The following is a 26,733-nucleotide window of genomic DNA, read 5'->3' as shown; positions in this document are numbered from 1 at the left end:
GACACCATCGCTAGTCTCAGGTGACTGGGGCCCTCGCTCGTTGACGTCGGAGGAAGTCGTCAGGCGCCACGTCATCGGCGCGCTCCGAAATCGGCAGACCAGCCTGACCACCGCGCTGCAGCCTCTGGTCAACGAGCAAGCGCGGATGCTCGTCTCGGAATTCGGCTTCGACGCTCACACCGTCGGCAAAATCCTGCAATCGCAAAATACCGTGCTGAACGTATTGTCGGAGCGGTATGACGCGCTTGATGAAGCCGCGCATTACAGCGAGATTCCCTTCGTCGAACTGGCGAATGACGGTCGCATCGTCTATTCCAATGCGGCATTCGACAAGCTCATTCCCGGCAAACGCGGCGCTCCCTTCTCCGGCTTGTTCGGATCCCGTGCGGCCGATGTGTACATGGCGCTCCGGGCAAATCACAACACGAGCTTGCGGGCCGACATCCAGACCGGCGAAACGGTTCGTCAGGTCAGAGTCGAGATCGGCCCGTTGCGCGACGAAGACGGCAAACCGGGCAATTACGCCCTCCTGCTCGATCAGAGCGCGGAACAGAGCCGCCTCGATGCCTTGCAGGATGGCGTGCTCCGCACCGACCTGACCGGCAAGATCCGGTTCGCGAACGAGCGAGCCGCGCAGGTCCTGGGGTTCTCGGAATCAGAGCTCAAGGAGATGTCGCTCTCTCACGTGTTCGGGCCAGACGACGACGGAACGACGAACCTGTTCGCCGAATGGATCACCAAGCAGACCGGCTTCTCCAGCTTCGTCCGGCTCCGTCCAAAAGACGGTCGGTCCGTTCTGGCAAGGGTCAGCGGAACGCCCTACATGGAAGCACCGAACAGCTCGGCAGGGTTGTTGGTGCTGTTCGCTCCTCTTGCCGAGGATCGCGCGCGTCACGAGCTCAAGACGATTCTCGCCGGGCACGATGATCCGCAAGAGATCATCGAGGCGACGCTTCAGGCGATCGGCAAGGTTATCCCATTCGAAATGAGCACGTTCGGGGTCTACAACGATCTCAACGATTATTGGCGAGCCGTCACTATCTCTCCACGACCCAGCTGGGAGTGGAGCACACGTTGGTTCAAGGTGCCGCCTGGCGTGATCGAGTGGCTCGAGCAGGGCAAGACGTGGGACAACGATCTGGCCGGGTTCGTCGAGAGCCGCAATCCGGAGGAAAAAGACAATCCGGTGAGCAAGGCCATCATCGACGACAAGTTCGAGTCGATGCTCGTGCTGCCGATACGCAAGGCGGGAGGCCGGTTCGGAAGCTCGCTGGCTCTGCTGTCCCGCAAGCACAAATACACCGCCGCTGACCTGCGCACGCTGCAAAATCTCGGCGTCGAGGAGATCTTGCAGGCCGCAAACGCTGCCATGGAACATGCTCAGGCGCACGCCTTGCGCAAGCTCAAGGATGACTTGAACAAGGCGCCGAGTGCGCGCGCCATCGCCGAACTGCTGGCCACCGGCACCACAAAATGCCTGGGCTGGGAGTATGTCGGCGTGTTCCGGGTCGATCGCCTGCGCAGCAGGTTCGTGCTGGTTTCCGAGCACGTCAAGAACGACAGAAACCTTTTGGTGAAATCGGCCGACCGCAAGGCCGAATACACTCAGGAACTGTCCAGCGGCATGCTCGGCAGCTGCCTGACCGCGCGGGACATTCTCGTCGTTCCTGATATCAGCGACACCGAGCGGAATTACGGCTTCATCCAGACCGCCCCCGATCAACGATCTGCCATGACCGTGCCTCTGTTCGTGAATGGCAAGATCGAGCTCATTCTGGACATGGAATCGTCGGAGCTGAACGCGTTCCGCGGACCTGATCGGGACGCGGCAAGCGGGCTTGCCGCCGACTGCGAACAGATCTTTGCGGCTCGCTGGCACGAAGCGATCGAGTATGCGCTCATGAACAGGATCGAGCAGGCAGCCGTCATCGTGGATGCCGTCGGCACGATCTGCCACATGAATGGTGCCGCGGCCAACATCTTCGGCCAGGCACGTGACAAGAAGCTCTCGTCATTTGGCGCTCGGGACGAAGACTCCGTGCAACTGGCGGAAACCGGCATCCAGCACCGGCTGCGGGTCCATTTGGCGATCGGAGATGCGCCGCGCACCGAGCTGACGGTTCTCGCCAATCGCGAGCCGTTGAACGACGACTATGGTCATCAGCTCTGGCTGTTCACCAGCCTCGCCGACCAAAGCCGGGAGAGCGACTGGGGCTATCTGGAGGAAACCGTCACGGCTGTCGCGCGCGAGACCCGCGCTCCGCTGTTGATGGCCGATGGCCTGCTGCGCAGCGCCGCCTCGCTCCTCGGCAAGCCGGACCTTATGAGAAACTGCTCCGGTCTGCTCGAGCAGGCGGCCAACCATTTGCTTCGGGCCGATCTGACCTTCGAGCGCCTGGCCGAGCGTCTTGTCGTTCAGCAGACCCCGCAGGAAGCGCCCGAACAGTTCGACGTCCTGGAACTTCTCTATCAGGAGGTCGAGGGCCTTCCCGTCGAGGATCGTGAGGCCATCCACCTCGTCGACGAGATTGCGATCCGACGTACCCTATTGGTCAGGGGCTGGACGAAGCGGTTGAGCTTTGCGTTTCGCTCCGCCCTCAGCTCCCTCTTGTCGTTGCGCATCACGCCGAACGACAAGCTGACCGTGACGATCTCAGAACGGCAGCCGCATCGCCTCTCGGTATCCATGCGCTTGCCCGCGACGATTGCCGACACCATCGCTCCGTCGGCTGTGGACCCGATCGAGCAGAGCCAGCACCGGGCACGGCAGATGGCCAGCATCGCGGTCGAGGCGATACGCAAGACCGTCGAGCAGCACGACGGTACCCTGGCCGAGCTGGACGGCACGGGATTCGAGTTCGAACTGCCATTGTGCGCGCAGGAGGCACCGGCATGACAGCCAAGATTGCGATCGCCACCGCCGAGCCAAACATGTTCGAAACCCTGCGGGGACATCTGCTCGCGGCAGGCGTGGCCCCGGAGCACTTGTACGACAAGCCCCTGATGACCCCGGCGCAGACGAGCGAGTGGCTCATCGCGAACGAGACCGAACTGCTCGTGCTCGATGCCCGGTTGCCGATCGATCCGAGCGCAGGCTACGACACACGCACGACTCTCGGTGCAAAGCACTTGCTCAACACCGTGGTTTTGGCACAGGACCCGCACACCTCCGTGCTGATGGTCGCCCCCTCGTTCGGGACCTGCGCGGACCTGGAGGAAGAGTGCAGAGCCGCCGGCAATGCGCTGATCCTGCCGATGGACGCCCTGCAGCTGCACCGCCACCGGATCCTGCGCCCGTTCATTGCGATGCTCACCGGTCGCCCCGACGAGACGAACGCCATTCCGGGCGCATTCCGGGTGGTTGAGATCGAAATCCACAGCGCCAGGGTGGAATGCCGGCTCGGAACGGGTGAAGACGGCTGCTCGATGCTTCGCTGGAACACCATCAGCGATCTCGATGACCTCAAGTCTGCAGCTCTGGCCTATGCGCGCGATGAGATGCCGCCGAACAATTGGCTCGGCCAGACGCGCGACGTCGGAACACGCCTGTTCAAGAGCTTCGTCGTCAAAGCGATCGGCGAACATCTGTTCTCGCAGATCGAGAAGTCCGCGGGTGGACTGGTGGGATTGTCGTTCCGATTTGTCATCAGCGACGCAGGCTTCTACCCGGTGCCCTTCGAGGCGAGCGTCCGATATCTTTCGGAGGAAAACGGACCATTCGTGCTTCTCTATGCGCCGATTGTCCGGCGCATTCCCTCGTTCGTCCGTGGAAGGGCCAGCGAGCGAGCGCGGATCAAGCCGGGCGCAAAACTGATGTTCGTGCGTTCGCAGATCGGCGAGCATCCCGATATGAAACTCGACAGCGCGATTTGCGCCGGCAAGAGATTCGACAAGCTCGGCAATATCGACATCGAGCTGAAGCACGTGGAAGAGCTGGGCGCCGCGGGCTGCTTCGATTTGAAGGTCGTCAACCTGTCGGATGCCCCTCCGGGCGAGGCGGCCGCCTATTTGCTGAAGCAGCTCGACGCATTCCGGCCGACCATTCTGCACTATGCCGGTCACGCCTTCAGCGATGGCCAGCAGACCGCGACCCTGGTCCTTCCCGGGATGCAGCCGGAGCAGGCGATCGGCCTGAAACTCGATAGGGTGGCGGCCTCCGACGGCCTGTCAGCAACGACGCTGGTCTACCTCTCGGCCTGCCGTGGCATCTCGAAGGGCTGCGTTCAGCAATTGGTGATGAACGGAATCCCCTATGCGTTGGGCTTCCGATGGAACGTGGAGGACGAACGCGCGCCGCAGTTCGCCAAGGAGTTCTATGACGAACTCCACAAGACGCGGTCGGTTTGCGTCGCGTTCCGGAAGGCGTGCCGCGCATCGTGGGAAAGCCTGAACTACGACGAGGAAAGCCCGATCTGGCTCTCGCCGATCCTGCTGGCGCAGTCGACCGATTGGGCAGCACGCTGCCTGTGAACCGCTCGTAGTGGATGATTGTCATGACCGTCTGGACCACACTCAAGAACGTCGTGGAGCATTGGGCGAGCCGCGAGCTGCGGCGCCCCTATGTCGGCTACGTCGCTTCGGGCGGCGGCAATGCAATGACGGCTGGACAGACCTTCGTGCCCGAAGCGAGCTACTTCGGGGTGCGCATGGTCGAAATGGGCTTGCGGGAAGGCGGCAAGTTCTTCAGCTCGTTCCTTCCGCTCGGCGTCGTGCTCACCGAGTTCAGCTTCGGCGACGGGCGCCAGCGCCGGCCCACGATCTTGAGCAATGACGAGATCGCCGCCCAGCTGAAGGCGGCCGGCGCCGCTCCAGGCTATGTCGATTTCAAGAATATCTACGCCGTCAGGCGCGCGCCCATGAAGCAGGACAATCTGTCACTGTTCGTCGGCCTGTTCCGCCTTCCCTTTCACGACGTCGCGCAGCAGGTCCTGCAATTGGCCGCCGACCTGACCACGCAGACCGGGCTCGCGCCGGGTGTTTCCGAGGGGTTGCGCGTGGCTGAAAAGATCTACGACCGGGTCGCCGGCCTGTTCGCGCTCAACATCGTCACGCCCTTGTTCTCGTATGCCGACGGCAATGCGCTCGGCCGCAGCGGCTATCTCCTGGTTGCCGGCTCCGATCTCGACGAGGCGGTTGCCAAGCGGCTGGTGGTGACCGACGACAGATTGCTGCTCGACGGCCAACGTGTCTCCGGATTGGACTATTGCCTCCTGGCCATCGAGTTCACGGCCAGCCTGCTGCCCGAGGGGCCTGATACGATCAATCCCCTCACCCAGCTCGGATTTCATCGACACTGGCAGGGTGTTGCAAGCAGCATCATGAAGCGTGAGTTGGAGCATGCGGACGAGCAGATGCTGGCTCTGCGGTCCGAGGTGATCACATCGCCGGAACTTGCCGAGAACGATCGTCTCGTCGCCATTGGCGCCTACCAGACCAGCTACGACAAGCTCGTGGAGCGCGTGACGCCGAAGAATGCCCACCGCGGCTGGCAGGAGGCTCTTCTGGCCGACGCCGCCGACAAGGCGACCGCCAAACCGGCCGTGACGGAGCTTCTGAAGGGCATGCAGGTCCGCCTGCTCACCGGTATCAAGGACGCCCCGGAGGACCCGGACAGGCTGTTTGCGTCCGAGGCCTTCGCACTGCGAAAGACGATCGGCAAGGCCGCCCCGGTCGGTACGGACTCCGCCGTCTCACTGGCGCGCGTGATCAATCGTGCCGTGACAGCAAGACAGTGAGGTGAACGAGCCTTTCGAGGCTCTGCCTGGCTGATGAGACGGCGTCCGGACGCGGGCGCTGGCACCGCATGCGTGACACCCCTCACATCGGTCCCTTCCGTGTCGTGACACGATGCCCGGCAGGTTCAGCCAATGGGGCGTGTCATGAGACATCTCTACAAAGGTATCTTCGCCACGATCTGCGCCGTCACCCTGCTCTGCGGCCAGGCGAATGCGGCATCGACCAGCTTCGACGGCGCCTGGAATGTGCGGATCTCGTCCTCGAGCGAGACCTGCGGCAACGGCGCCACCGTCGCGATCGGTATCAACAACGGGCAGATCGCATCGACGAGCGCGGCGGTGACGGCATCGGGCCGCGTGGCCGACGCCGGCAGCATCAACGTCACCTTGAGCACGGGCATCAAGCGCGCCGTCGGCTTCGGCCGCCTCAGCGGGACCTCGGGCTCCGGTACGTGGCGCGGCGCGCTGTGCACGGGCACGTGGACGGCGGAGAGGATGTAGTCGCTGCGTCCCGGACGCGCTGAGCGCGTTGGCGCTGCTGCGCAGAGCCGGGACCCAGCATCTTTTGGTCGCTAAAATCTCTGGGCCCGGCTCAGCGAAGCATCGCCTTCAGGTGATGCGTCTTGTCCGGGGCCCGCGAATTAGCCCAGCGCGGCGCCGTACTCTGCGTCCGTGACGGGCTCGAGCCACGTCGAGTAGACTCCGTCGAGCGCTTCCTGCATGGCAATGTGGCACATGCCGTTGGTCGGCGAGGCGCCGTGCCAGTGCAATTCGCCCGGCGGAATCCAGACGGTGTCGCCGGGGCGGATCTCCCTGACCGGACCGCCCTTGGTCTGGACGCGGCCGACGCCCGAAATCACGTAGAGCGTCTGTCCCAGCGGATGATGGTGCCAATTGGTGCGGGCACCCGGCTCGAAGGCGACGCGCGAGCAGTTCAGCCGTGCCGGCGCGGGCGCCATGATCACGGGGTCCTGCCATACGGTGCCGGTGAAGTTTTCCTTGGGCGCGCGGCGGGTCGGCCGCGTGCCTGCAACAGTGATCTCCATGGGATTACCTCGCTTGCTTCCCGGTTACTTCTTGCTGGCGGCGTAGCGCGCCTTGGTCTCGGCGTTCATGGGATAGAGGCCCGGCAGCACCGCGCCGTTGTTCACCTCGTTGACGATCCAGGCTTCCATGCGCTCCTGCTCGACGCCCTCGTTGAGCACGTGGTCGAGCATTGCCTGCGGGATCAGCACGCAGCCGTCCTGGTCGGCGACCACGATGTCGTTGGGAAACACGGCAACGCCGCCGCAGCCGATCGGCTCGCCCCAGCCGACGAAAGTCAGGCCCGCAACTGACGGCGGCGCGGCATAGCCGTCGCACCACACCGGCAGATTGGTGCCGAGCACGCCCTCGACGTCACGCACCACGCCGTCGGTGACAAGCGCGGTGACGCCGCGCTTGACCATGCGGGCGCAGAGGATGTCGCCGAAGATGCCGGCATCGGTGATGCCCATGGCGTCGACCACGGCGATGCAGCCGTCGGGCATCGCCTCGATCGCGGTGCGGGTGGAGATCGGCGAGGACCAGGATTCCGGCGTCGCCAGGTCCTCGCGCGCCGGCACGAAGCGCAGTGTGAAGGCCGGTCCCACCAGCCGCGGCAGCCCGGGGCGCAGCGGCCGCGCTCCGCGCATCCACACATTGCGCAGGCCCTTCTTCAGCAGGACCGTGGTGATGGTGGCAGTGGTGATGCCGGCGAGGGTCTTGCGGGCTTCGGGGGACAGCGACATGGAAACAGCAGAGCTCCGGAGGTGCGGGAAAGAACGCGCGCATCTTGCGAGCCGCAGCCCTTGCGTCAAGGGCCAAGAGGCTAGCAATTACGCAGGGCCGATGGGCCTTTATGCGACGCGATAACAAGGCTTTATCGCCTCCCCCTGCATTAATTTATTGGACTTGCGGGCGCATTTACGCGAAGCAGGGGTGACGCGGAACTCAAGGTCGAGCCCGCGCTTTCCAGCCCGATTTCGACAGCTCTTCGACAGCCCAATGGCCGCGACGCTTCCCCCGCCCCGCCTTCTGCCCAGTGGCGACAGCGCCGTCACGGTCGAGTTCAGCCGCACCATCGACGAGGATGCGAACCAGCGCGTGCTGGCGCTGGACAAGGCGCTGGCTGCAAGCCCCATCGACGGCATCACCGAGACCGTGCCGACCTATCGCTCGCTGCTGGTGCATTACGACCCCTGCAAGATCGGCTTCGACGCGCTTGGCGAGAAGCTGCTGCCAATTGCAATCCAGCCGCCGCCGCCGGTGACCAAGGCGCGCCGCTGGCGCATTCCCGTCGCCTATGGCGGCGAGTACGGCATCGACCTCGAGGATGTCGCCAAGGCGCTGAGCACCACGCCTGATGACATCGTCGCCCGGCATGCCGGCGGCGACTACAAGGTGGCCATGATCGGCTTCACGCCGGGCTGGTCCTATCTCAGCGGCCTCGACAAATCGCTGCACATGTCGCGGCGGCAAAATCCGCGGCTGCTGACGCCTGCCGGCACGATCTCGATCGGCGGCGTCCAGGCCGGCATCCAGTGCCTCGCCGCCCCCAGTGGCTGGCATCTGCTCGGCCGCACACCGGTGCGAACCTATCAGCTCCATCGCAACCCGACGTTCCTGACCGAACCCGGTGATCGCGTGACGTTCTTCGCCATCGACCACAAGACCTTCGAGGAGCTGGATCGCGCCGCGGAGGCCGGCGAGCTCGTCGCCGAGCAGGTGGTCGCATGAGCCGGCTCGTCGTCGCCAGCATCGGCCCGGCAAGCTCCGTCCAGGACGGCGGCCGCTTCGGCGCGCAGCGCTATGGCTTGACAGTCAGCGGCGCGATGGATCGGCTGTCGCTGGCTGCGGCGAACACGCTCGTCGGCAACGAACCGTTCGCGGCTGCCGTCGAGATCGGACCGTTCGGCGCCGCCTTCACCGCCCGCGACGGCGCCGTGCGCGTCGCCATTTCAGGCGCGCCGCGCAACGCGGATGTCGCCGGAAACCCCGTTGCCATGGACAGTTCGGTGACGCTGAAGGACGGCGAGACGCTGACGCTGGGCTTTGCCCGCGGCGGCGCCTTCACTTATCTGGCGATCGAAGGCGCCATCACGGGCGAACTGGTGTTCGGCAGTCTCGCGGTGAATGCCCGCGCCGGCCTCGGCAGCCCCTACCCGCGCCCGCTCCAGGCCGGCGACGAATTCAGCGTCCATGCCGCGAGCGGCGCGGGCGAGATGCGCATCGAATTGCCGAAGCCCGTGAGCGGCCCGATCCGTATTCTGCTGGGGCCGCAGGACGACGAGTTCGACGATGCCAACAAGGCGCTGTTCCTGGACAGCGAGTGGAAGATATCGGCGACCTCCGATCGCATGGGTTACCGACTGGAAGGCCCCGCCATCAAGCATCTGCACGGCCACAACATCGTCTCCGACGGCACCGTCAACGGCAGCATCCAGGTCCCCGGCAACGGCGCGCCGATCGCGCTGATGATGGACCGCGGCACCTCCGGCGGCTATCCGAAGATCGCCACCATCATCACGGCCGATGTCGGCCGCCTCGCACAGACCTCGGCAGGAACGGCGTTTCGCTTCAAGGCCGTCAGCATGATCGAAGCACAGGACGAGGCGAAGAAGTTCGCGCAATTGATCCGCACCCTGCCCGATCGCCTGCGCTCCTCCGACAGCGTCGCGCTGAATATCGAGGCGCTCAGCGATGCCAACGTTGCCGGCCATGCGGTGAACGCGATCGATGCCGGCACCTGGCAGGTCACCGCGGAGCCTTAAGCGTAACATCAAGACCGGAAGGCGGAGAGCACCCATGAAGACGATCGATCTCAATTGCGACCTCGGCGAAGGTTTTGGCGCGTGGGAGATGGGCAACGACGCCGCGATGATCGAGCTCGCAAGCTCGGTCAACGTCGCCTGCGGCTTCCACGCCGGCGATCCCGACATCATGCGGCGGACGGTTGAGCTTGCGAAGGCGCGGGGCGTCTCGGTCGGCGCGCATCCCGGCTATCGCGACCTGCATGGGTTCGGCCGGCATCCGATCGCGGGCCTCAAAGCCTCCGAGATCGAGAACCTCGTCGCCTACCAGATCGGCGCGCTGCAGGCGATCGCGACCGCGGCCGGGCACAAGGTCACGCATGTCAAGGCGCATGGCGCGCTCTCCAACGTCGCCTGCGAGGACGACATGACCGCGAAGGCGATCGCCGCGGGGATCAAAGCGGTCGACCCCAGCCTGATCTTCGTCGTGCTCGCCAATTCCAAGCTGTTGAAGGCCGGCGAGGACGCCAATTTGCCGATGGTGCACGAGGTGTTCGCCGACCGCGCCTATGAGGACGACGGCAACCTCGTCTCGCGCAAGAAGCCCGGCGCGGTGCTGCATGATGCCAAGGCGATTGCCGAGCGCGTGGTGCGCATGGTGCAGGACGGCGCAGTGGTCTCGGTGACGGGCAAGGTCATCAAGATGCGCACGGACACGGTATGCATCCATGGCGACACCCACGGCGCCGTCGAGATCGCGCGGACCTTGCGTCAGGCGTTGAAGGATGCGGGGATCGAGGTCGCGCCGTTCAAGCGCGGGGCGTGATGATGGTCATCCCGGGATGATCCGCAGCATCAGACCCGGAATCTCGAGGTTCGGCTTCGCCGCCCCGGAACGACATCCTAAAACGGGTGCACCGACAACGACCCGAGCACGATGGCCGCGATAACCGCAAACGCGCTGTAGAGCGCCAGATGATGGGCGCTCGCTCTGGTCTGCCGCGAGAGCGAGCGCGCGTAAAAGTGCAACCTGGCTTCCGCCGATAGTTCGCGCATGGTCGATCTCCAACGCCCCATTTGCGGGATTATGAGGGATCAACCGGGGTATCAGGCAAGACTTCCGAGCAAATAGCGATGAGGGTTCTCTCCAAAAGCCCTCTTGCAGGTGCAAATTCTTTCCAAGCGCCGGTTCCAAGAATCTTTTTCGTTAAGATCCGACCGAGCTGGAACCGAGATCGATGGCGGCGGGATGACAGCTTTCGGTGGGAGGATCAGCCGAAGGCGTCATCCGCCACTTCTGCATCGGCCGTGACAGAAGAGGTGGGTTACGCCTTCGGCTCACCCCACCCCCACGAAGTCGTCCCTAGTAGACATCCGCCTGGAAACGACCCGTCTTCTTCAGCTCGGCGACGAAGCTGACGGCCTCGTCGGTCGAACGTGCGCCGAACTGGGCGACGATGTCGACCAGTGCACGCTCGACGTCCTTGGCCATGCGCTTGGCATCGCCGCAGATGTAGAGATGCGCGCCTTCGGCGAGCCAGGTCCACACCTCGCGGCCGACCTCGCGCATGCGATCCTGAACGTAGAACTTCTTTTCGCCGTCGCGCGACCAGGCCAGCGACATGCGCGTCAGCAGACCCGAAGTCTTCATCGCATTGAGCTCCTCCTGGTAGAAGAAGTCGCAATCGCTGCGCTGGTGGCCGAAGAACAGCCAGTTCTTGCCGGGCGCGCCGGTCGCCTTGCGGTCGAGCAGGAAGGCGCGGAACGGGGCGATGCCGGTGCCCGGGCCGACCATGATGATCGGCGTCTTCGGATCCTGCGGCAGGCCGAAGCCGTGCGCCTTCTGCACATAGACCTTGAGCTCTTCGCCCTCATTGATGCGCTCGCCGAGGAAGGTCGAGGCAACGCCGAGTCGCTTGCGCTTGCCGACGACGTAGCGCACGGAATCGACGGTCAATGACAGCTTTCCGGGTGTCGCATTGTGCGAGGACGAGATCGAATAGAGCCGCGGCTGCAGCGGCTCCAGCGCCTCGACGAAGGCCTCCGGATGCGGCCGCGTGCCGGAGAACTTCTGCAGCGCCGCCATCACGTCGAGCGTCGCGGCATCGCCATCGGGATCCTCACCCTGTGCCAGCGCACGCGCCTTCTCGCGCGCCGCGCCGCCGGTGATGAAGGAGATCAGCTCGAACAGCGTGTCGGGTGCCGGCGACAGCGAGACGTCGTCGATCAAGACCTCGCGCAGCGTCTTGCCGTTGACCTTGGTGGTGTGGGAGGCGCCAAGCAGCGCGATGATCTGGTCGACGAGGCCGACATCGTTGCGCGCAAACACGCCGAAACTGTCGCCGACGATGTAGTCGAGCTTGCTCGCGGAGAGATCGAACTCGATGTGATAGGTTTCCTTCTCCGACTTACCCTTGTTGAGCAAGCGGCGCGACAGGAAGGTCGCGGCCACAGGGTTGTCGCGCGAGCGGCCGGGTTCAGCGATCGTGACCGTCACGGCCGGCGCCGGAGCGTCAGGCTTGTCCGCCGCTTTGGCTGCCGGGGCCTTGTCGAGCTCCTCGTACAGCGACTTCAGCATCCGCGCGGTTTCCTTGCCGCCGGGGACGCAGAGATTGAGCCGTGCTTCGCTGCGACTGGCGATCGCTTCCGAATAGTCGTGGCAATTGTAGCCGCACTGGCCGCAATCCTGCTGCGCCATCGCCGCCATCATCTTGCGGCGGACGGGGCGCCCTTCCGCAAGCTTCATGCGGTCGGCGATCGGCATGGTCTGGTCGTGCCAGGGCGCTTCGCCGTCGTCGCCGTCACCGGCTGCGCCCTGCATGACGGCTGCGCCCTGCTCCGCCGACAGCGGCGCGGCGACGTCAGGCGACAGCAGCCCGGCAAAGAAGCCGTTCAGCCAGGAGCGCTGCGCATCGGAGAACGGTGCGCTGGCGGGAATGATATCGAGCCTGGGCGGAGGCGTGATCTGGTTCATGAGGACACCTCGGCATCAGCAAGCTTGCGCAGCGTTTCGCCGTCATGGCGGCGCGCAAAGGAGAGGAAGGTTTCGTCAGGCGACGAGCGATGGGCGATATAGGCCTTGAGCAGTTTTTCGACCGTCTTCGGTGCGTCCTCGGCCTTGAGGTCGTGATAGACCTCCTGCCCGACGTCGGCGTCGGGGCCGAACCCGCCGCCGGTGAACAGGTGATAACCCTCGACCGTGTCGTCCTCATTCACCGGCACGCGCGCACCGATCAGGCCGATGTCGCTGATGTAATGCTGCGCGCAGGAATGGTGGCAGCCGGTGACGTGGATGTTGAGCGGCTTGTCCATCGCAACGCGCGGCTCGCACCAGTCGCCGATCTCGGCGGCATGGCGCTTGGTGTTGGCGGCAGCGAAGCGGCAGCCGGCATTGCCGGTGCAGGCGATCAGGCCGGCGCGGATGTGCGAGGCTTCGACCGCGAGCCCGATCTGCTTGATCGCTGCAATGGCGAGCTCGACGTTCTCATCGCGCACTCCTGAAATCAGCAGGTTCTGCCAGACGGTCAGGCGGATCTCGCCGTCGCCGAGGTCGTGCGAAATCTTGGCGAGGCCCCGCATCTGGTCGCAGCTGAGCTTGCCGAGCGTCAGCGACACGCCGATCCAGTTGAGGCCATCCTGCTTCTGCTTGTGCACGCCGACATGGGCCATGCGGTCGGCGGCCGGTCGCGGCGCAAATGCCTCCTCCGGCACGCGCGTGAACGGCGTCTTCAGCCGCTCCTCGACCAGCCCAAGGAATCCGTCATGGCCCATGGCGTCGAGCACGTATTTCAGCCGCGCCTTGTTGCGGTTGGTGCGGTCGCCATGGTCGATGAACACGCGCACGATGGCGTCGGCAACGGCGGTCGCCTGCTCCGGCTTGACGATAATGCCGGAATATTTCGCAAAATCCTTGTGCCCGGTGATGCCGCCGAGGCCGAGGCGGAACCAGACGCCCGGCTCGACGCCGAAACCGTCCTTCACCTCATAGGCGGTGAAGGCGATGTCGTTGGTCTCCTCCAGCACCGCGATCCTGCCGGCCCCGTCGAAAGCGACGTTGAACTTGCGCGGCAGGCCGTACAGCGAACGGTCGTTGAGGATGTGGTGGTGCCACTCGCGCGCATAGGGGCGCGTGTCGATGATTTCCTGCGGATCGACGCCGGCCGTCGGCGTCCCCGTAACGTTGCGAATGTTGTCGGCGCCGGAGCCACGCGAGCACAGGCCGAGCTCCTGGATGCCCTCGAGCAGCCTGATCGCATGCTTCGGCGGGATCTCGCGCAGCTGGAGGTTGGCGCGCGTCGTGACGTGGCTATAGGGGCCGCACAGCTCGTCGGCGAGATCGGCAAGGCCCGACAGCTGCCAGTGCTTCATGATGCCGTTCGGAATCCGCAGCCGGCTCATGTAGGAGTCCTGCGTCGGCGCGACGTAGAAGATGCCGTAATAGCGCCAGCGGAAATTGTCCGCCGGGCTCGGCGGCGCATTGTCGAGTGCCTGCTGGCGCAGCCGCGGATAGGCATCGAAGGGATGCTCGTCGCGCTTGAACTTCTCTTGGTCGGCGAGCTTCTTGCCCGACGCGATCACCTTGTCCTGCGCCTTGATGTGCACGGCATCGGGGCCAACAGGCTCGGCATTCGCTTTGCCGCCGCCTCCACCCAGGCCGCGCCCGACCCGGCTGATCTGCAGACCGGTCGTGAAACCTTCGAGATAGCGTTTCTGCTCGTCGGTAAAGTCGACTGCGAGCGTATCGATTTTCATGGTCGGTAACGAAGCTCCTGCGGCCACCTCGGTGGCATCGACGGACATTGCGCGACCCGCGAGGACCTAGGCTGGCTCCAAGAGCCGGCTTCGCCACCCCAGCGGTCCGATCAGCTTCGTTGCTGCGGGACTTGGCTCAGCAGGCACCTGTGACAAGCTGGCCGCACTGCAACATTCAAGTTGCGTGCCAGCTTGGAGCAAAACGGAAGCTCAGTAATTTCAGATGATTACGCGGGGGTCGGGAACATCCCGGTGGCCGCGCGGCTAACGAAATTCGAGCACGCGGCTCAAAATTTAGCCGATGCGCTCATCAGCACAAAAAATAGGCAACTGCGAATCAGGCCTTCCAACGCCCGACCTCGAACGCCTCGAGATGCCCCCGGATGTTGCCGGGATCAAAGACCGGGCCGGCGAATGCGCCGAACGCCGCGGGAGCCTGCTCGGGCGGCCGGCGACCGAGGGCAGCATCGTACAGGTCGGGCCTGAACACGGCCATGGCCGTCTTGACGCCCTCCGGCGTGAGCGCCGTCTGCCCCCACCGCACCATCTGTGCATAGAGCCAGGCGGCCTGAACCGGATCGGGGCGCCCCGCCTGCTCCCGCCCCACCAGGAGGTAGCGACCGCTCTCGCGGAAGGTACCGTCAGGGGAAATCTTCAGGCGTCCAGTCAGTGTGCGCTGGACCACTTCGGCATCGACGCCAATCCGCTCGGGCTGCGCCAGGATATGCGCCGCCTCGGCGAGGTTCGCAGGATTCTCGATGAACTCGGCCCCCTTCACCGCCGCACGCACCAGGCGCGCGACCACGTCCGGATGCTTGTCGGCCCAGACCTGGCGGACTGCCAAGACCTTCTCCGCTGCACGGTCGAGGATGTCGGAGACGAAATGCAGGATATGCCCGATGCCGAGATCGACGGCGATCGAATTCCAGGGCGCACCGACGCAGAACGCATCGACATGGCCGCTCTTGAGGCTGTCGACCATGTAGGGCGGCGGCAGCACCACGAGGCGCACGTCCTCGTCGGGATCGACGCCGGCCGCGGCCATCCAGAACCGCAATTGGTAATTGTGGGTCGAGAACGGGAAGGTCATGCCGAAGGTCAGCGGCTCGGCACCTGCCTTGCGCCGCTCGGCCACGACCTTTGCGAGCGCTTTCGCCGTAGCCATCGGATCGAAACGGTCTCCGTCGATCTCCTCCATCAGCGCGGCGTGGAGCGCCGGCGACACCGTGATCGCATTGCCATTGATACCGAGATTGAAGGGCGCGGCGATCGGCACCTTCACGTGGCCGAGCCCGAGCGAGGACGCGATCGCCACGGGCGCCAGGAGATGCGCGGCGTCGAACAGGCCGATATTGAGCTTGTCGCGGACGTTGGACCAGGAGACCTCGCGGACCAGCTCGACGTCGAGCCCTTCGGCAACGGCAAATCCCTTGTCGACGGCGACAATCAGCGCGGCGGCATCGACCAGCGGAATGAACCCGATGCGCAGGGGGGCGGTCATTTCAGCATCTCCGACGCGGTGATGATCGACTGGGCGATCTCGCCGATTTTCTTCTTCTCGCGCATCGCGGTGGAGCGCAGCAGCACGTAGGCCTCGTCCTCGGTCAGTCCCTTCACCTTCATCAGGATGCCCTTGGCCTTCTCGATGATCTTGCGATCCTCGAGTTGCGACTTGGTGCGCTCCAGCTCCTCCTGCAGCTTGGCGAAGGCATTGAAGCGGGACACGCAGAGGTCGAGGATCGGCTTGATGCGCTCCTTCTTCAACCCGTCGACAATGTAGGCGGATACCCCCGCCTCGACCGAGGCCTGGATCGAGGCGGAATCGCTCTGGTCGACGAACATCGCGATCGGCCGCTTCACGGCGCGGCTGACCTGGAACATCGCCTCCAGCACGTCGCGGCTGGGGTTCTCCAGATCGATCAGGATGATGTCGGGATCCACCGCATAAATACGGGCCAGCAGGCTCTGCATCTCGCGGATATGGACGACCTCAGTGAATCCGGCCTCCCGCAACCCGTCCTCCAGGATCGCGGCCCGGATCGGGCTTTCGTCGACGATCACGATTTTGGGCGACTGGTCGGCGCTCATGGCTCACTCACGGCAGGTGATTCATCCATAGCACGCCGGAACGCCCTGCAAAGGGTTGTAATTGTGGGCAATTGGGACTAGCTCAGGCCGGTCAATCAGGCAGATTTGGATATGGATCAGACGGCTGCGCCCAAGGTCAGCTTCGTGTCGCTCGGGTGTCCCAAGGCATTGGTGGATTCCGAGCGCATCATCACGCGCCTGCGCGCGGAGGGCTATGAGCTCGCCCGCAAGCATGACGGGGCCGACATCGTCATCGTCAATACCTGCGGCTTCCTCGACAGCGCGAAGCAGGAATCGCTCTCGGCGATCGGCGAGGCCATGGCCGAGAACGGCAAGGTGATCGTGACCGGCTGCATGGGCGCCGAGCCCGAGCAAATCGAGCAGGCCTATCCCGGCGTGCTCTCTATCACCGGGCCGCAGCAGTACGAGAGCGTGCTGGACGCCGTGCATCGCGCGCTGCCCCCGGCGCACAATCCTCACGTCGATCTGGTGCCGCCGCAGGGCATCAAGCTGACGCCGCGCCACTACGCCTATTTGAAGATCTCCGAAGGCTGCAACAACCGCTGCACGTTCTGCATCATTCCGAAGCTGCGCGGCGATCTGGTCTCGCGCCCCGCCAACGACGTGCTGCGCGAGGCCGAGCGCCTCGTCGGCGCAGGCGTCAAGGAGCTCTTGGTGATCTCGCAGGACACCTCGGCCTATGGTGTCGATCTCAAATATGCCGAGAGCCCGTGGAAGGATCGCCAGGTCCGCGCCAGATTTTTGGACCTTGCGCGCGAGCTCGGCGAACTCGGCGCCTGGGTCCGCCTGCAATATGTCTACCCCTACCCGCATGTCGACGAGGTCATCGCGCTGATGAACGAGGGCAAGGTGCTGCCCTATCTCGACATCCCGTTCCAGCATGCGAGCCCCGACGTGCTAAAGGCGATGAAGCGCCCGGCCGCGCAGGACAAGACGCTGGCGCGGATCAAGCGCTGGCGCGAGGAATGCCCCGATCTCGCACTTCGCTCGACCTTCATCGTCGGCTTCCCCGGCGAGACCGATGCCGACTTCGCCTATCTGCTCGACTGGCTCGATGAGGCCGAGATCGATCGCCTCGGCTGCTTCAAATACGAGCCCGTTGCCGGCGCGACCTCGAATGCGATCGAGAACCCGGTGCCGGAAGAGGTCAAGCAGGAGCGCTACAACGCGCTGATGGCCCGCCAGCAGAAGATCTCCGTCCGCCGGCTGAAGCGCAAGGTCGGCACGCGCCAGCAGATCATCATCGACGAGGTCGGACCGACTGTCGCCAAGGGCCGCTCCAAGGCCGATGCGCCGGAGATCGACGGCGCGGTGTACCTCACGAGCCGCCGCCCCTTGCGCGTCGGCGAGATCGTCACCGCCAAGATCGAGCGCGCCGATCAATACGATCTGCACGGCAGCGTCGCGGGATTCTGACGCACTCCGTCACGCCAGCCATTTCGGCACCCAGCGCTCCGGGCGCGGGGCGCGGGCGAGATCGGCCTTGGCTTCAGCAAGCAGCGCCGGTTCGCCCTCGATCGTCGGGCGGACATCGTATTCGAAGCTGGGCATGACGCGGCCGTCCGCATAGAGGCCGAAATTCATCGCGTACCACAGCCCAAGCTCGGGCTGCGCGCGGCGCATCTCCTCGCGCAGATCGCGCAGCAGAGATTCGATTGAATCGGCTTCCGCGAACGGCTGGGGCCCGCGCGACAGCACGCGCGCCTGGTACTGCTTGCCGACGATCGCGACCTCGAAACGGGTCTTGTCCCAGGGGTTCTTGCCTTTCGGCAAATGGGCGGCCAGCCGCCAGCCGAGCTCGGCCATCAGCCGATGATTGGCCCAATAGTCTTCGCGATCCCGGCTCCACTTCTCCACGAAGCCGCGGAAATCGGGCAGCTCCGATGCCGTCTCCTCGGGCGTTGTCGGCTCGCCATGCGGCCGTCCGGCGAGCCACTGTGCGAGCTCGACCGTCTGGCACTCGACCTCGTCATGCGGCTTGAGATCGCTCCAGGCATTGTCGAATTGTTGCGACGTCAGTTTGGCGAGCAGACCATCGAGACTCGGCGCCAGCAGTTCGTAATCGCCCTCCGACCCCAGCCCCACGATCGGCGGGTTGTCGCGGTCGAGACCTGCGCCGTACCAGCCGCCGACGGCCGAACCATCCGGCAGCCGCATGAACAGCGAAAACCGATCGCGCAACGGACTTCCGTCGACGATCGGCGCATGATCGGAGAACTGGCCCTGCAGCGCAAAGCAGCCGACGCTGCCCCACGGGCGTCCGTCGAGCCACGTGGCAAAGTCGACCAGCAGCGGGGGCGCTTCGATGCCCGGCGGAAATGCGCCGCGAATGCTGTCGAGGTCGATTGGATAAGGCGTATCGGACAAGGCTGAAACTGTCTCGTTGGTCCCGCCAATCTTGGTCTGAGCCGAGTTGCGTTCGGTTCGAACCAAGTCGCATCCTTCGATCACAAACGCGCCAGCGACGGGATGGTTTCTCGCCGCCATCGACGAACTGCGCGCGAAATCCCCTCGCATGACCGCGTGCAACCGCACTCGCTCGGCGAGCATCCGCAAAACGCCCGCTTGACAAGCCCTGCCCTCCGCATGTATTGCCGCGCCCCATGATCAACGCCCGGACCAACCTGCGCACCGAGATGCTCCGCCGTCGCTCCCGCGACGACGAGAGGGTGCGCCATGTCCGAGGACGCCGCTGAACCACTGAATTCAGCCGAGTTTTTCGAGAAGGCCGCACCCGCAAGGTGCGGCCTTTCTGCTTTTTGCGCCCCTTTTCCACCCGCCTCCAGAGGAGTTCGACATGACGACGCATCCGTATGACGCGCTGATGGACATCACCGCACGGCCGAAGGCCGTGTTCGTCCGCGGCGCCGGCTCCTACCTCTGGGACGACAGCCGCAAGCGCTATCTCGACTTCGTGCAGGGCTGGGCCGTCAATTGCCTCGGCCATTCTCCGGCGGTGGTCGCCGACGCGCTTGGCGCCCAGGCGAGGCGGCTCCTAACGCCGAGCCCGGCCTTCTACAACGAGCCGAGCCTGAAGCTGGCGCAGGCGCTGGTCGCCGGCAGCGTCTTCGACCAGGTGTTCTTCGCCAATTCCGGCGCGGAAGCCAACGAAGGCGCGATCAAGCTCGCGCGCAAATACGGCAGCCTGCACAAGGGCGGCGCGTTCGAGATCATCAGTTTCGAAGGCGGCTTCCACGGCCGGACGCTGGCGACGATGTCGGCCTCGGGCAAGAAGGCGTTCGAGCCGCTGTTCGAGCCGAAGGTCGCGGGCTTCAAGAAGGCCAAGCTCAACGACATCGCCTCGGTCGAAGCGCTGATCAACGACAACACCGTTGCCGTGATGCTCGAGCCGATCCAGGGTGAATCAGGCGTGTGGCCCGCCACCGATGCGTTCCTGCAGCAGCTCCGCGCGCTGACTGAGGCGCACGGCCTGCTGCTCATTTTCGACGAGATCCAGACCGGCATGGGCCGCACCGGGAAACTCTTCCACTATGAGCACACGGGCATCTCGCCCGACATCATGACGCTCGGCAAGGGCATCGGCGGCGGCGTCCCGCTCGCAGCCCTGCTCGCGACCGAGCGCGCCTCCTGCTTCGAGCATGGCGATCAGGGCGGCACGTTCAACGGCAATCCGATCATGTGCGCCGCGGGCCTTGCGGTGCTCGAGGAGGTCAGCCAGCCGGACTTTCTGAAACAGGTCACCGAGACCGGCCTCCTGCTGGAAAGCGAGCTGCAGAAGGTCTCGGCCCGGCACGGCCTCGGCGGCGTGCGGGGACGTGGCCTGTTGCTCGCGCTCGACCTCAAGCTGCCGATCGCACCCGGCATCGTCGCGCAGGCCTTCGAGCAAGGCGTGCTGCTCAACGCCCCGCAGGTCGACACCCTGCGCTTCATGCCGGCGCTGAACGTCGCGAAGGCGGAGATCGCCGAGATGATCGATTGTCTCGACGGGATCTTGACCAAGGCCGGCGCGGCACGGCGGGTGGCGTAGAGCCGCTTGTGCCCCGGACGCAGCGCAGCGCCTCTTGGGCGGTGCGCTGCTGAGCCGGGACGCGACACTAAGGCTTCAAGATCGACGCGCCCGTGGTCTTGCGGCTTTCCAGATCGATATGCGCTTTCGCTGCGTCCTTGAGGGCGTAGGCATGGTTGATCGGCACGTGCAGCTTGCCGTTGATGACGGCGGCGAACAGCGTGTCGGCGCCTTCCAGGAGCTCCTTGCGCGTGCCGACATAGTCGTTGAGCTTCGGCCGTGTCGCGAACAGCGAGCCGTGATTGTTGAGCTCGGCGATCGAGAACGGCGGCACCGGACCCGAGGCATTGCCGAAGGAAACGAACATCCCGCGCGGCTTCAGGCAGGACAGCGAGCCCGGGAAGGTCGCCTTGCCGACGCCGTCATAAACGACGTCGCAGCCCTCGTTGCGGCTGATCTGCTTGACGCGGGCGACGAAGTCCTCCTCGTTGTAGAGGATGACGTGGTCGCAGCCATTGGCTTCGGCGAGCTCGGCCTTCTCGCGCGAGCCGACGGTGCCGATGACGTGCGCCCCGAGCGCCCTCGCCCATTGGCAGGCCAGAAGGCCGATGCCGCCGGCCGCGGCATGGATCAGCACGCGGTGGTGCGGCTCGACCTTGAAGGTCTTGTGCAGCAGATACCAAACGGTCAGCCCCTTCAGCATCAGCACGGCACCCTGCTCGTGGGTGATGTGGTCGGGCAGCTTGACCAGCTTCTCCCAAGGGATGTTGCGCTCGCCGGTATAGGCCCCGAGATTGTGGTAGTAGGCGACGCGATCGCCGGGATGGAAATGCGTCACACCGGGCCCGACCGCGACCACCTCGCCCGAGGCCTCGTTGCCGGCGATGAAGGGCAGTCCCGGGGCCTTGTAGAGACCGGTGCGGTAATAGACGTCGATGAAATTCAGGCCGACCGCATGCTGGCGGATCCGCACCTCGCCGGGACCAGGCGCTGGCACGTCGACGCTCTCATAGACCAGGGCTTCGGGGCCTCCGACCTTGTGCACACGGACCGCTTTGGTCATCACCTGACCTCCTCTTCTCCAGGGCCAGCGAAAGACATCGCGCCCGCCTTGTCAACTCGATGGCACTGGAACGGCTACGCGGACGGCTCGCCGGTTTTCTTGCCGGTCTTCCTGCGATTGCGCTTGGCCAGCACGTTGAAGAATTCGACCGCCGCCGAGAACGCAATGGCGAAATAGACGTAGCCGCGCGGAATATGGAATTGGAATCCGTCCGCGACCAGCGCGACGCCGATCAGCACCAGGAAGGCCAGCGCGAGCATTTTCGTGGTCGGATGCTCTGCGACGAATCGCGCCACCGGACCCGACGAGATGTACATGATCAGGCAGGCGATCACGACCGCCGCGATCATGATCTCGATGTCCTGCGCCATGCCGATCGCGGTGATGATCGAGTCCAGCGAGAACACGATGTCGATGATGATGATCTGGACGATCACCCAGAAGAACGCGCTGCCGCCGGATTTCTGGTCGCTACTGTCGTCATCGGCCTCGACCTCGGCGTGGATCTCGTGCGTCGCCTTGGCGATCAGGAACAGGCCGCCGCCGATCAGGATGAGGTCACGCCAGGAGAAGTCCTGATTGGCAACCGAGAACACCGGCGCGGTCAGGCCGATCAGCCAGACCAGCAGGCTGAGCAGGATGAGCCGAAACACCAGCGCCAGCGTCAGCCCGATCTGGCGGGCGCGATGCGCCTGCTTCTCCGGGATGCGCGAGACGATCACCGAGATGAAAATGACGTTGTCGATGCCGAGCACGATCTCGAGCGCGGTCAATGTCAGCAGCGCGGCCCAGGCCTCGGGGCTGGTGATGAGGTGCATCATGCGAAGGATCTGACGAGGCGGATCAAGGCGTCGCTGAAGCTGATCCAGAGCGCGATGGCGCAAAGCACGATGGTGACGCCGGCGCCGACCCGAAAATCCATCTCCAGCACGTAGAGGCCGAGCACCGCCCAGATCGCGATCAGCGACATCGTCAGCCAGCGCAGCCGCACGACACGAACCGGATGCAGCACGTGGAACGGTACGAAGGTCAGCACGACGAGCGCGGTCACCAGCAGCGTCGACCATAGCGGCGGCCAGTGCAGCAGGAACAGATAGAACGCTGCCGCATTCCACAGCGCCGGGAAGCCGCGGAAGTGATTGTCGTCCGCCTTCATGCGCAGGTCGGCGAAGTATAATGCGCTGGTGACGATGATGGCGACGCCGAGCAAGGGCGCTGCGACCGGCAGCAGCAAACCGCTGGCCACGATCGCATAGGCCGGCACGAAAACATAGGTGACGAAGTCGACCACGAGATCGAGCACGTCGCCCGACCAGTTCGGCTGCACGTTCTTGACGTCGAGCCGGCGCGCGATCGGACCGTCGATCGCGTCGATGATCAGGGCGACGCCCAGCCATTGAAACATCGCCGCCCAGTGCTCGCGCACGGCTTCCAGCATCGCGAGCAGCGCGATTGCCGCGCCGAACGCGGTGAAGATGTGCACCGAGAAAGCCGCGGCGCGGATCGCGGGCGTGGGCTTCAGGGAATCCTCTTGGCTATCCATGGCTCCTGCTATCAGAATGAGGCCGATTTGCACATGCGCCAGGGCGCCGCCCGGTGACACAATTCGTCGAAAAATCAGGCAAAATCGTCGGGCTTGAATTTGCCGCCGGGCGTGTCAATTGTCGTTCCATGACAGACGCATCGACACTCCATGACGCCGCCGTGATCGGCGGCGGGCCGGCGGGACTTGCCGCGGCGATCGCCCTGGCGCAGGCGGGTGCCCGGACCGCATTGGTGGCGCGGCGCGTTCCCTATGCCGACAACCGCACTACAGCGTTACTGGGTGCCTCCGTCGACTTCCTGGAGACGCTCGACGTCTGGTCGCGCTGCAGGGACAAGGCGGCCGCGCTCGAGGTCATGCGCCTCGTCGACGACACCGGCCGGCTGTTCCGCAGCCCCGAGGTCCGGTTCTCCTGTCACGAAATCGCGCTCGACGCCTTCGGCTACAACATCGACAACCGCTCGCTGATGCTGGCGTTGGAAGAGCGCGCGGCGGAGCTGCCAAATCTCGTCCGGTTCGACGACGAGGCCGAAAGCGTCGTGATCGAAGCCGACGACGTCGCAATCCGCACGGCCTCCGCGCAGTTTCTCGTCGCCCGCCTCGTGGTCGGCGCCGACGGCCGGCATTCGCTGTGCCGCGAGGCTGCCGGCATCGCGGTGACGCGGCGCGAGCTGTCCCAGACCGCGCTGACCTTCAACGTCGGCCACATCAGGCCGCATCGCAACGTCTCGACCGAGTTCCACACGCCGTACGGTCCCTGCGTGTTCGTTCCCCTGCCCGGCGACCGCTCCAGCGTCGTCTGGGTCTCGGCTCCTGCCGAGGCCGAGCGGCTGCGGAGCCTCGATGATGCGGAGCTATCCGCCGCGATCGAGAAGCAGTCGCATTCGATCCTGGGACGCATGAGTGTGGAGCCCGGGCGCAACCTGTTCCCGCTGGCGATCGAACGCCCCAAATCCTTTGGCCGCGACCGCATCGCGCTGGTCGGCGAAGCCGCCCATGTGGTTCCCCCGATCGGCGCCCAGGGCCTCAATCTCGGCCTGCGCGACGCCGCCGACATCGCCCGGCTCGCCGGCGAAGCCGTCATTGCGGGACAGGATCCCGGCGCGGACGAGGTGCTCAAGCGTTACGACCGCGCACGGCGCCCGGACATTCTGAGCCGGACCTTTGCGATCGACATCGCCAACCGCTCCCTGCTCAACGATTTCCTGCCGCTGCAGCCGGTCCGTGCCGTCGGCATGCACCTGCTCGGCGCCATTGGCCCGCTCCGCCGTCTTGCGATGCGCGAGGGCCTGACGCCGACCTGGCGAAGGTAGTTCTGGCGCCGCTAAGCCCGCTCACGGAAACGCCAGCCGTCCTGTCTGGAGCAGCCACATCACGCTGGTCAGCGTGACCACGGATGCGAAGGTGCCGAGGAGCACCGCGACGGAGGCGGACTCGATCCAGGCGTCGTTCTGCCGGGCGATCACGAACACGTTCAGCGCCGGTGGCAGCGAGGCCATCAGCACGGCGGTCGCGGCCCAGGGCTGCGCGAACGGCCCGAACGCGAGCATCAGGCCGAATGCCGCGAGCGGGTGGAACAGCAACTTGATCGCGATCACGCCCGGCACCTCCCAGGGCACGCGGTCGAATGGGCGCAGCGCCACGGTCACGCCGAGCACGAACAGCGCGGTCGGGGCCGCCGCGTTCTGCAGGAAGGTGATCGTGCGATCGAGCGCGACCGGCATCTCGAGATGCAGCGATGCGAAGGCCGCGCCGAAACAGGCCGACATGATCAGCGGGTTGAGCACGATCTGCTTCAGCACGACGCCGAAGGCGTGCACCATCGAGGGATGGTCGCGGTCGGAGAGCTCGATCAGCAGCGGCACGATGGTGAACAGGAAGATGCTGTCGCAGCAGAAGATCAGCGCGGTCGGCGCCGCGGCCTTGGTCCCCAGCACGGCGAGCGCCAGCCCCGGCCCCATATAGCCGATATTGCCGTAGCCGCCGGACAAACCCGCAAGCGTCGCCTCGCGCAATGTCAGCCGGCCGAAAACCTTGCCCACGACCAGCGCCAGGGTGAAGGCGGCGACGGTGGACAGCGTGGTCGCGACCAGGAACGGAGGGTTGTTCAATTCCGAGAACGGCGTCTTGGACATGATCGCAAACAGCAACGCCGGCAGCGACACGTAGAGCAGGAAGAAGTTCATCCAGGCGAGGCCTGATTCCGGCAGGGATTTGACCTTGCCGCAGGCGAAACCGACGAAGATCAGGCCGAAATAAGGTAGCGCGAGATTGAGGATATCGACCATTGATGAAGTGTTTTCTGAAGATTTGGGGGCTATCCGCCCCTTTAGTGAACGCTAATTCCAGATGAGGCCACTAGCATCGGCCACAATCCTGGTCTATCGACGGGGAATGATTAAAGCGCGGACCGCCAAATTCCAGATCGGACAGGTCGTGCGCCACCGGATCTTCTCGTTCCGGGGCGTCATCTTCGACATCGATCCGGAATTCAACAACACCGAGGAGTGGTGGCTGTCGATCCCCGAGGAGGTGCGGCCCCATAAGGACCAGCCGTTCTACCACCTGCTCGCGGAGAACGCGGAGTCCGAATACGTCGCCTACGTGTCCGAGCAGAACCTGTTGCCGGACGAGTCTGGCGAGCCGGTCCGGCATTCCCAGGTGGCCGAGATCTTCATCAAGAACAAGGATGGCGGCTATCGCCCGCGTAATCCCTCGCTGAACTAGGATTTCTCCGCCGACAGCGGCCAGCAAAAAGGCGCTCGAAACGAGCGCCTTTTTCATGTCCGGGATTGGGTCCGATTACTTCTGACCCGCGGGCGGTGCGCCCGGAGGCGTGCCCTGCTGCTCGAGCTTCTTGCGCTGCTCGTCAGCCTTCTTCTGCAGCTCTTCCTGCAGCTTCTTCTGGGTTTCCTCGAACACCTTCGGGTCGGTCGGCGGACCGTCATAGGCCTTCTGGAATTCGCCGGCGAGCGGCAGCGGCAGGGTCAGCGGCGCGCCGTTGGCATTGATCGCCTGGACAACGAGATTCTGGCCCTTCTTCATGTTGTTGATGAGCTCGGGCGTTGCTTCGTAGTCCGACATGCAGCCGTTCTGGAAGCAGATCACATAGGGCTGCTGCAGCGGCGCGTTGCTGTCCACGATGATGCGGGTGCCGTGCACGAGCTGCATGCCGAGCGGCAGCGTCACGCGCAGGATCTTCTTGGGCTCGCCTTCCGGCTCGATGATGACGGCGGCGATGACCGGCTGGCCCGACTCGATGCGGCCGTCCTTGCCGGTGAAGCAGACCTGCTTGGCATTGGCGTCCTGACCCTTCAGGCAGAACTTGGTCCAGGGAGCGTAGATCAGCTGGATCTGCTGGTCGGCCGGCTGGGCCGCGCCCTGCTGCGCCGGAGCGCCCTGGGCCGGAGCCTGCTGGGCCGGGGCCTGAGCGGCCGGCGCCGGAGCCTTGGGGGCAGCCTTGGGAGCCGCTTTCGGGGCCGGAGTCGCCTTGGGCGCGCCGGGGGCCGGTGCCGGGGTTTGGGCCTCGGCGGCAAACGGGACGGCCAACGCCGTCGCCGTCAACAAGGCGAGAAGTCGCCCGCGCGGCCGGACGGACGCGGCCAAGTAACGGAAATTCATTGCGGAAAACCCTTTCTGAACGGGAAGTGCCCGAACCGCTCCGAAGCGCCGAACCTGGCCGCCTTGGGCGCGGCTCTCTCCCCGTCAATTGAGGCGGATAAGTGACGGGCTCGACGCTCTTGCGCGATTGGGTGCCTTCTTAACGTGGCCGACGAAAAGATCAATGCCGACAA

Annotated in this window: 24 protein-coding genes; 11 read left to right on the top strand and 13 right to left on the bottom strand. The window is 64.9% G+C overall.

What is annotated here, in order from left to right; genetic code table 11:
* The first annotated feature begins 40 nt into the window (after positions 1–40).
* From XH83_RS17175 to XH83_RS17160, 4 genes are all read left to right on the top strand, one after another.
* Positions 41–2,896, top strand: a complete 2,856-nt coding sequence (locus XH83_RS17175; protein ID WP_194408094.1) for a PAS domain-containing protein — start codon at positions 41–43, stop codon at positions 2,894–2,896.
* Entirely contained in the window at positions 2,893–4,470 is a 1,578-nt protein-coding gene (locus XH83_RS17170) for a CHAT domain-containing protein (RefSeq protein ID WP_194408093.1), read from the top strand. The genes XH83_RS17175 and XH83_RS17170 overlap by 4 nt, the downstream gene beginning before the upstream one ends.
* Before the next feature lie 23 nt (positions 4,471–4,493).
* On the top strand, positions 4,494–5,735 hold the full coding sequence (locus XH83_RS17165; RefSeq protein ID WP_194408092.1) for a hypothetical protein: 1,242 nt from the start codon (positions 4,494–4,496) through the stop codon (positions 5,733–5,735).
* 144 nt (positions 5,736–5,879) lie between these two features.
* A complete protein-coding gene (locus XH83_RS17160) occupies positions 5,880–6,236 on the top strand; it encodes a hypothetical protein (protein ID WP_194408091.1) in 357 nt (118 codons plus the stop codon).
* A gap of 140 nt (positions 6,237–6,376) precedes the next feature.
* On the opposite strand, the gene XH83_RS17155 is transcribed toward XH83_RS17160, so the two are convergent.
* Positions 6,377–6,781: a cupin domain-containing protein gene (locus tag XH83_RS17155; RefSeq protein WP_028144578.1), complete on the bottom strand. Its 405-nt coding sequence runs from the start codon at positions 6,779–6,781 to the stop codon at positions 6,377–6,379.
* Between the two features lie 24 nt (positions 6,782–6,805).
* Entirely contained in the window at positions 6,806–7,504 is a 699-nt protein-coding gene (locus XH83_RS17150; protein WP_008564879.1) for a ribonuclease activity regulator RraA, read from the bottom strand.
* A gap of 256 nt (positions 7,505–7,760) precedes the next feature.
* On the opposite strand from XH83_RS17150, the gene pxpB reads away from it, so the two are divergent.
* From pxpB to XH83_RS17135, 3 genes are read left to right on the top strand one after another with little or no spacing between them, the layout of a single operon-like run.
* The gene (gene pxpB, locus XH83_RS17145) at positions 7,761–8,492 is read left to right on the top strand and encodes a 5-oxoprolinase subunit PxpB (protein WP_194408090.1); all 732 of its coding nucleotides are present in this window, start codon (positions 7,761–7,763) and stop codon (positions 8,490–8,492) included.
* Positions 8,489–9,526 (top strand): biotin-dependent carboxyltransferase family protein, encoded by a 1,038-nt coding sequence (locus tag XH83_RS17140; RefSeq protein ID WP_194408089.1) that lies wholly within the window; start codon positions 8,489–8,491, stop codon positions 9,524–9,526. The genes pxpB and XH83_RS17140 overlap by 4 nt, the downstream gene beginning before the upstream one ends.
* 34 nt (positions 9,527–9,560) lie before the next feature.
* Entirely contained in the window at positions 9,561–10,331 is a 771-nt protein-coding gene (locus tag XH83_RS17135; protein ID WP_194408088.1) for a LamB/YcsF family protein, read from the top strand.
* 77 nt (positions 10,332–10,408) lie between these two features.
* On the opposite strand, the gene XH83_RS17130 is transcribed toward XH83_RS17135, so the two are convergent.
* The 5 genes from XH83_RS17130 to XH83_RS17110 form a co-directional block, all read right to left on the bottom strand.
* Positions 10,409–10,561: a hypothetical protein gene (locus XH83_RS17130; protein ID WP_194408087.1), complete on the bottom strand. Its 153-nt coding sequence runs from the start codon at positions 10,559–10,561 to the stop codon at positions 10,409–10,411.
* A 307-nt stretch (positions 10,562–10,868) separates the two neighbouring features.
* Positions 10,869–12,479, bottom strand: coding sequence for a sulfite reductase subunit alpha (locus XH83_RS17125; RefSeq protein WP_194408086.1), 1,611 nt, complete (start codon positions 12,477–12,479; stop codon positions 10,869–10,871).
* Complete coding sequence (locus tag XH83_RS17120) at positions 12,476–14,257, bottom strand: NirA family protein (RefSeq protein WP_194408085.1); 1,782 nt, start codon at positions 14,255–14,257, stop codon at positions 12,476–12,478. Before XH83_RS17120 ends, XH83_RS17125 begins: the two co-directional genes overlap by 4 nt.
* A 337-nt stretch (positions 14,258–14,594) precedes the next feature.
* Positions 14,595–15,758 carry a CmpA/NrtA family ABC transporter substrate-binding protein gene (locus XH83_RS17115; protein WP_194408084.1) on the bottom strand — a complete coding sequence of 388 codons (1,164 nt, stop codon included), beginning with the start codon at positions 15,756–15,758 and terminating at the stop codon, positions 14,595–14,597.
* On the bottom strand, positions 15,755–16,345 hold the full coding sequence (locus XH83_RS17110) for an ANTAR domain-containing response regulator (RefSeq protein WP_194408083.1): 591 nt from the start codon (positions 16,343–16,345) through the stop codon (positions 15,755–15,757). Before XH83_RS17110 ends, XH83_RS17115 begins: the two co-directional genes overlap by 4 nt.
* A 111-nt stretch (positions 16,346–16,456) precedes the next feature.
* On the opposite strand from XH83_RS17110, the gene rimO reads away from it, so the two are divergent.
* The gene (gene rimO, locus XH83_RS17105) at positions 16,457–17,782 is read left to right on the top strand and encodes a 30S ribosomal protein S12 methylthiotransferase RimO (RefSeq protein ID WP_194408082.1); all 1,326 of its coding nucleotides are present in this window, start codon (positions 16,457–16,459) and stop codon (positions 17,780–17,782) included.
* A gap of 9 nt (positions 17,783–17,791) precedes the next feature.
* Here the strand turns inward: rimO and XH83_RS17100 are convergent, their stop codons facing one another.
* Positions 17,792–18,733, bottom strand: a complete 942-nt coding sequence (locus XH83_RS17100) for a hypothetical protein (protein ID WP_194408081.1) — start codon at positions 18,731–18,733, stop codon at positions 17,792–17,794.
* A 430-nt stretch (positions 18,734–19,163) separates the two neighbouring features.
* Here XH83_RS17100 and XH83_RS17095 point away from each other — a divergent pair, with 430 nt between their 5' ends.
* A complete protein-coding gene (locus tag XH83_RS17095) occupies positions 19,164–20,354 on the top strand; it encodes an acetylornithine transaminase (RefSeq protein ID WP_194408080.1) in 1,191 nt (396 codons plus the stop codon).
* Positions 20,355–20,421: 67 nt separating this feature from the next.
* Here XH83_RS17095 and XH83_RS17090 read toward each other — a convergent pair whose 3' ends face one another.
* The 3 genes from XH83_RS17090 to pcsA form a co-directional block, all read right to left on the bottom strand.
* The gene (locus XH83_RS17090; protein ID WP_194408079.1) at positions 20,422–21,396 is read right to left on the bottom strand and encodes a quinone oxidoreductase; all 975 of its coding nucleotides are present in this window, start codon (positions 21,394–21,396) and stop codon (positions 20,422–20,424) included.
* A gap of 74 nt (positions 21,397–21,470) precedes the next feature.
* Positions 21,471–22,217: a TerC family protein gene (locus XH83_RS17085; RefSeq protein WP_194408078.1), complete on the bottom strand. Its 747-nt coding sequence runs from the start codon at positions 22,215–22,217 to the stop codon at positions 21,471–21,473.
* Positions 22,214–22,939, bottom strand: a complete 726-nt coding sequence (gene pcsA / locus XH83_RS17080; protein ID WP_194408077.1) for a phosphatidylcholine synthase — start codon at positions 22,937–22,939, stop codon at positions 22,214–22,216. The genes XH83_RS17085 and pcsA overlap by 4 nt, the downstream gene beginning before the upstream one ends.
* Before the next feature lie 128 nt (positions 22,940–23,067).
* Here pcsA and XH83_RS17075 point away from each other — a divergent pair, with 128 nt between their 5' ends.
* Positions 23,068–24,252, top strand: coding sequence for a UbiH/UbiF family hydroxylase (locus XH83_RS17075; protein WP_194408076.1), 1,185 nt, complete (start codon positions 23,068–23,070; stop codon positions 24,250–24,252).
* A 21-nt stretch (positions 24,253–24,273) separates the two neighbouring features.
* Here the strand turns inward: XH83_RS17075 and XH83_RS17070 are convergent, their stop codons facing one another.
* Complete coding sequence (locus XH83_RS17070) at positions 24,274–25,227, bottom strand: AEC family transporter (RefSeq protein WP_194408075.1); 954 nt, start codon at positions 25,225–25,227, stop codon at positions 24,274–24,276.
* Positions 25,228–25,333: 106 nt separating this feature from the next.
* Here XH83_RS17070 and hspQ point away from each other — a divergent pair, with 106 nt between their 5' ends.
* Complete coding sequence (gene hspQ, locus XH83_RS17065) at positions 25,334–25,666, top strand: heat shock protein HspQ (RefSeq protein WP_028136346.1); 333 nt, start codon at positions 25,334–25,336, stop codon at positions 25,664–25,666.
* A 75-nt stretch (positions 25,667–25,741) separates the two neighbouring features.
* Here the strand turns inward: hspQ and XH83_RS17060 are convergent, their stop codons facing one another.
* Positions 25,742–26,560 (bottom strand): invasion associated locus B family protein, encoded by an 819-nt coding sequence (locus XH83_RS17060; RefSeq protein WP_194408074.1) that lies wholly within the window; start codon positions 26,558–26,560, stop codon positions 25,742–25,744.
* Positions 26,561–26,733: the final 173 nt, after the last annotated feature.

Source organism: Bradyrhizobium sp. CCBAU 53351 (assembly GCF_015291745.1).
Taxonomy (GTDB): Bacteria; Pseudomonadota; Alphaproteobacteria; order Rhizobiales; family Xanthobacteraceae; genus Bradyrhizobium.
Note: the sequence above shows the minus strand (reverse complement) of the source record. Positions and strands in the feature narration are given on the sequence as shown.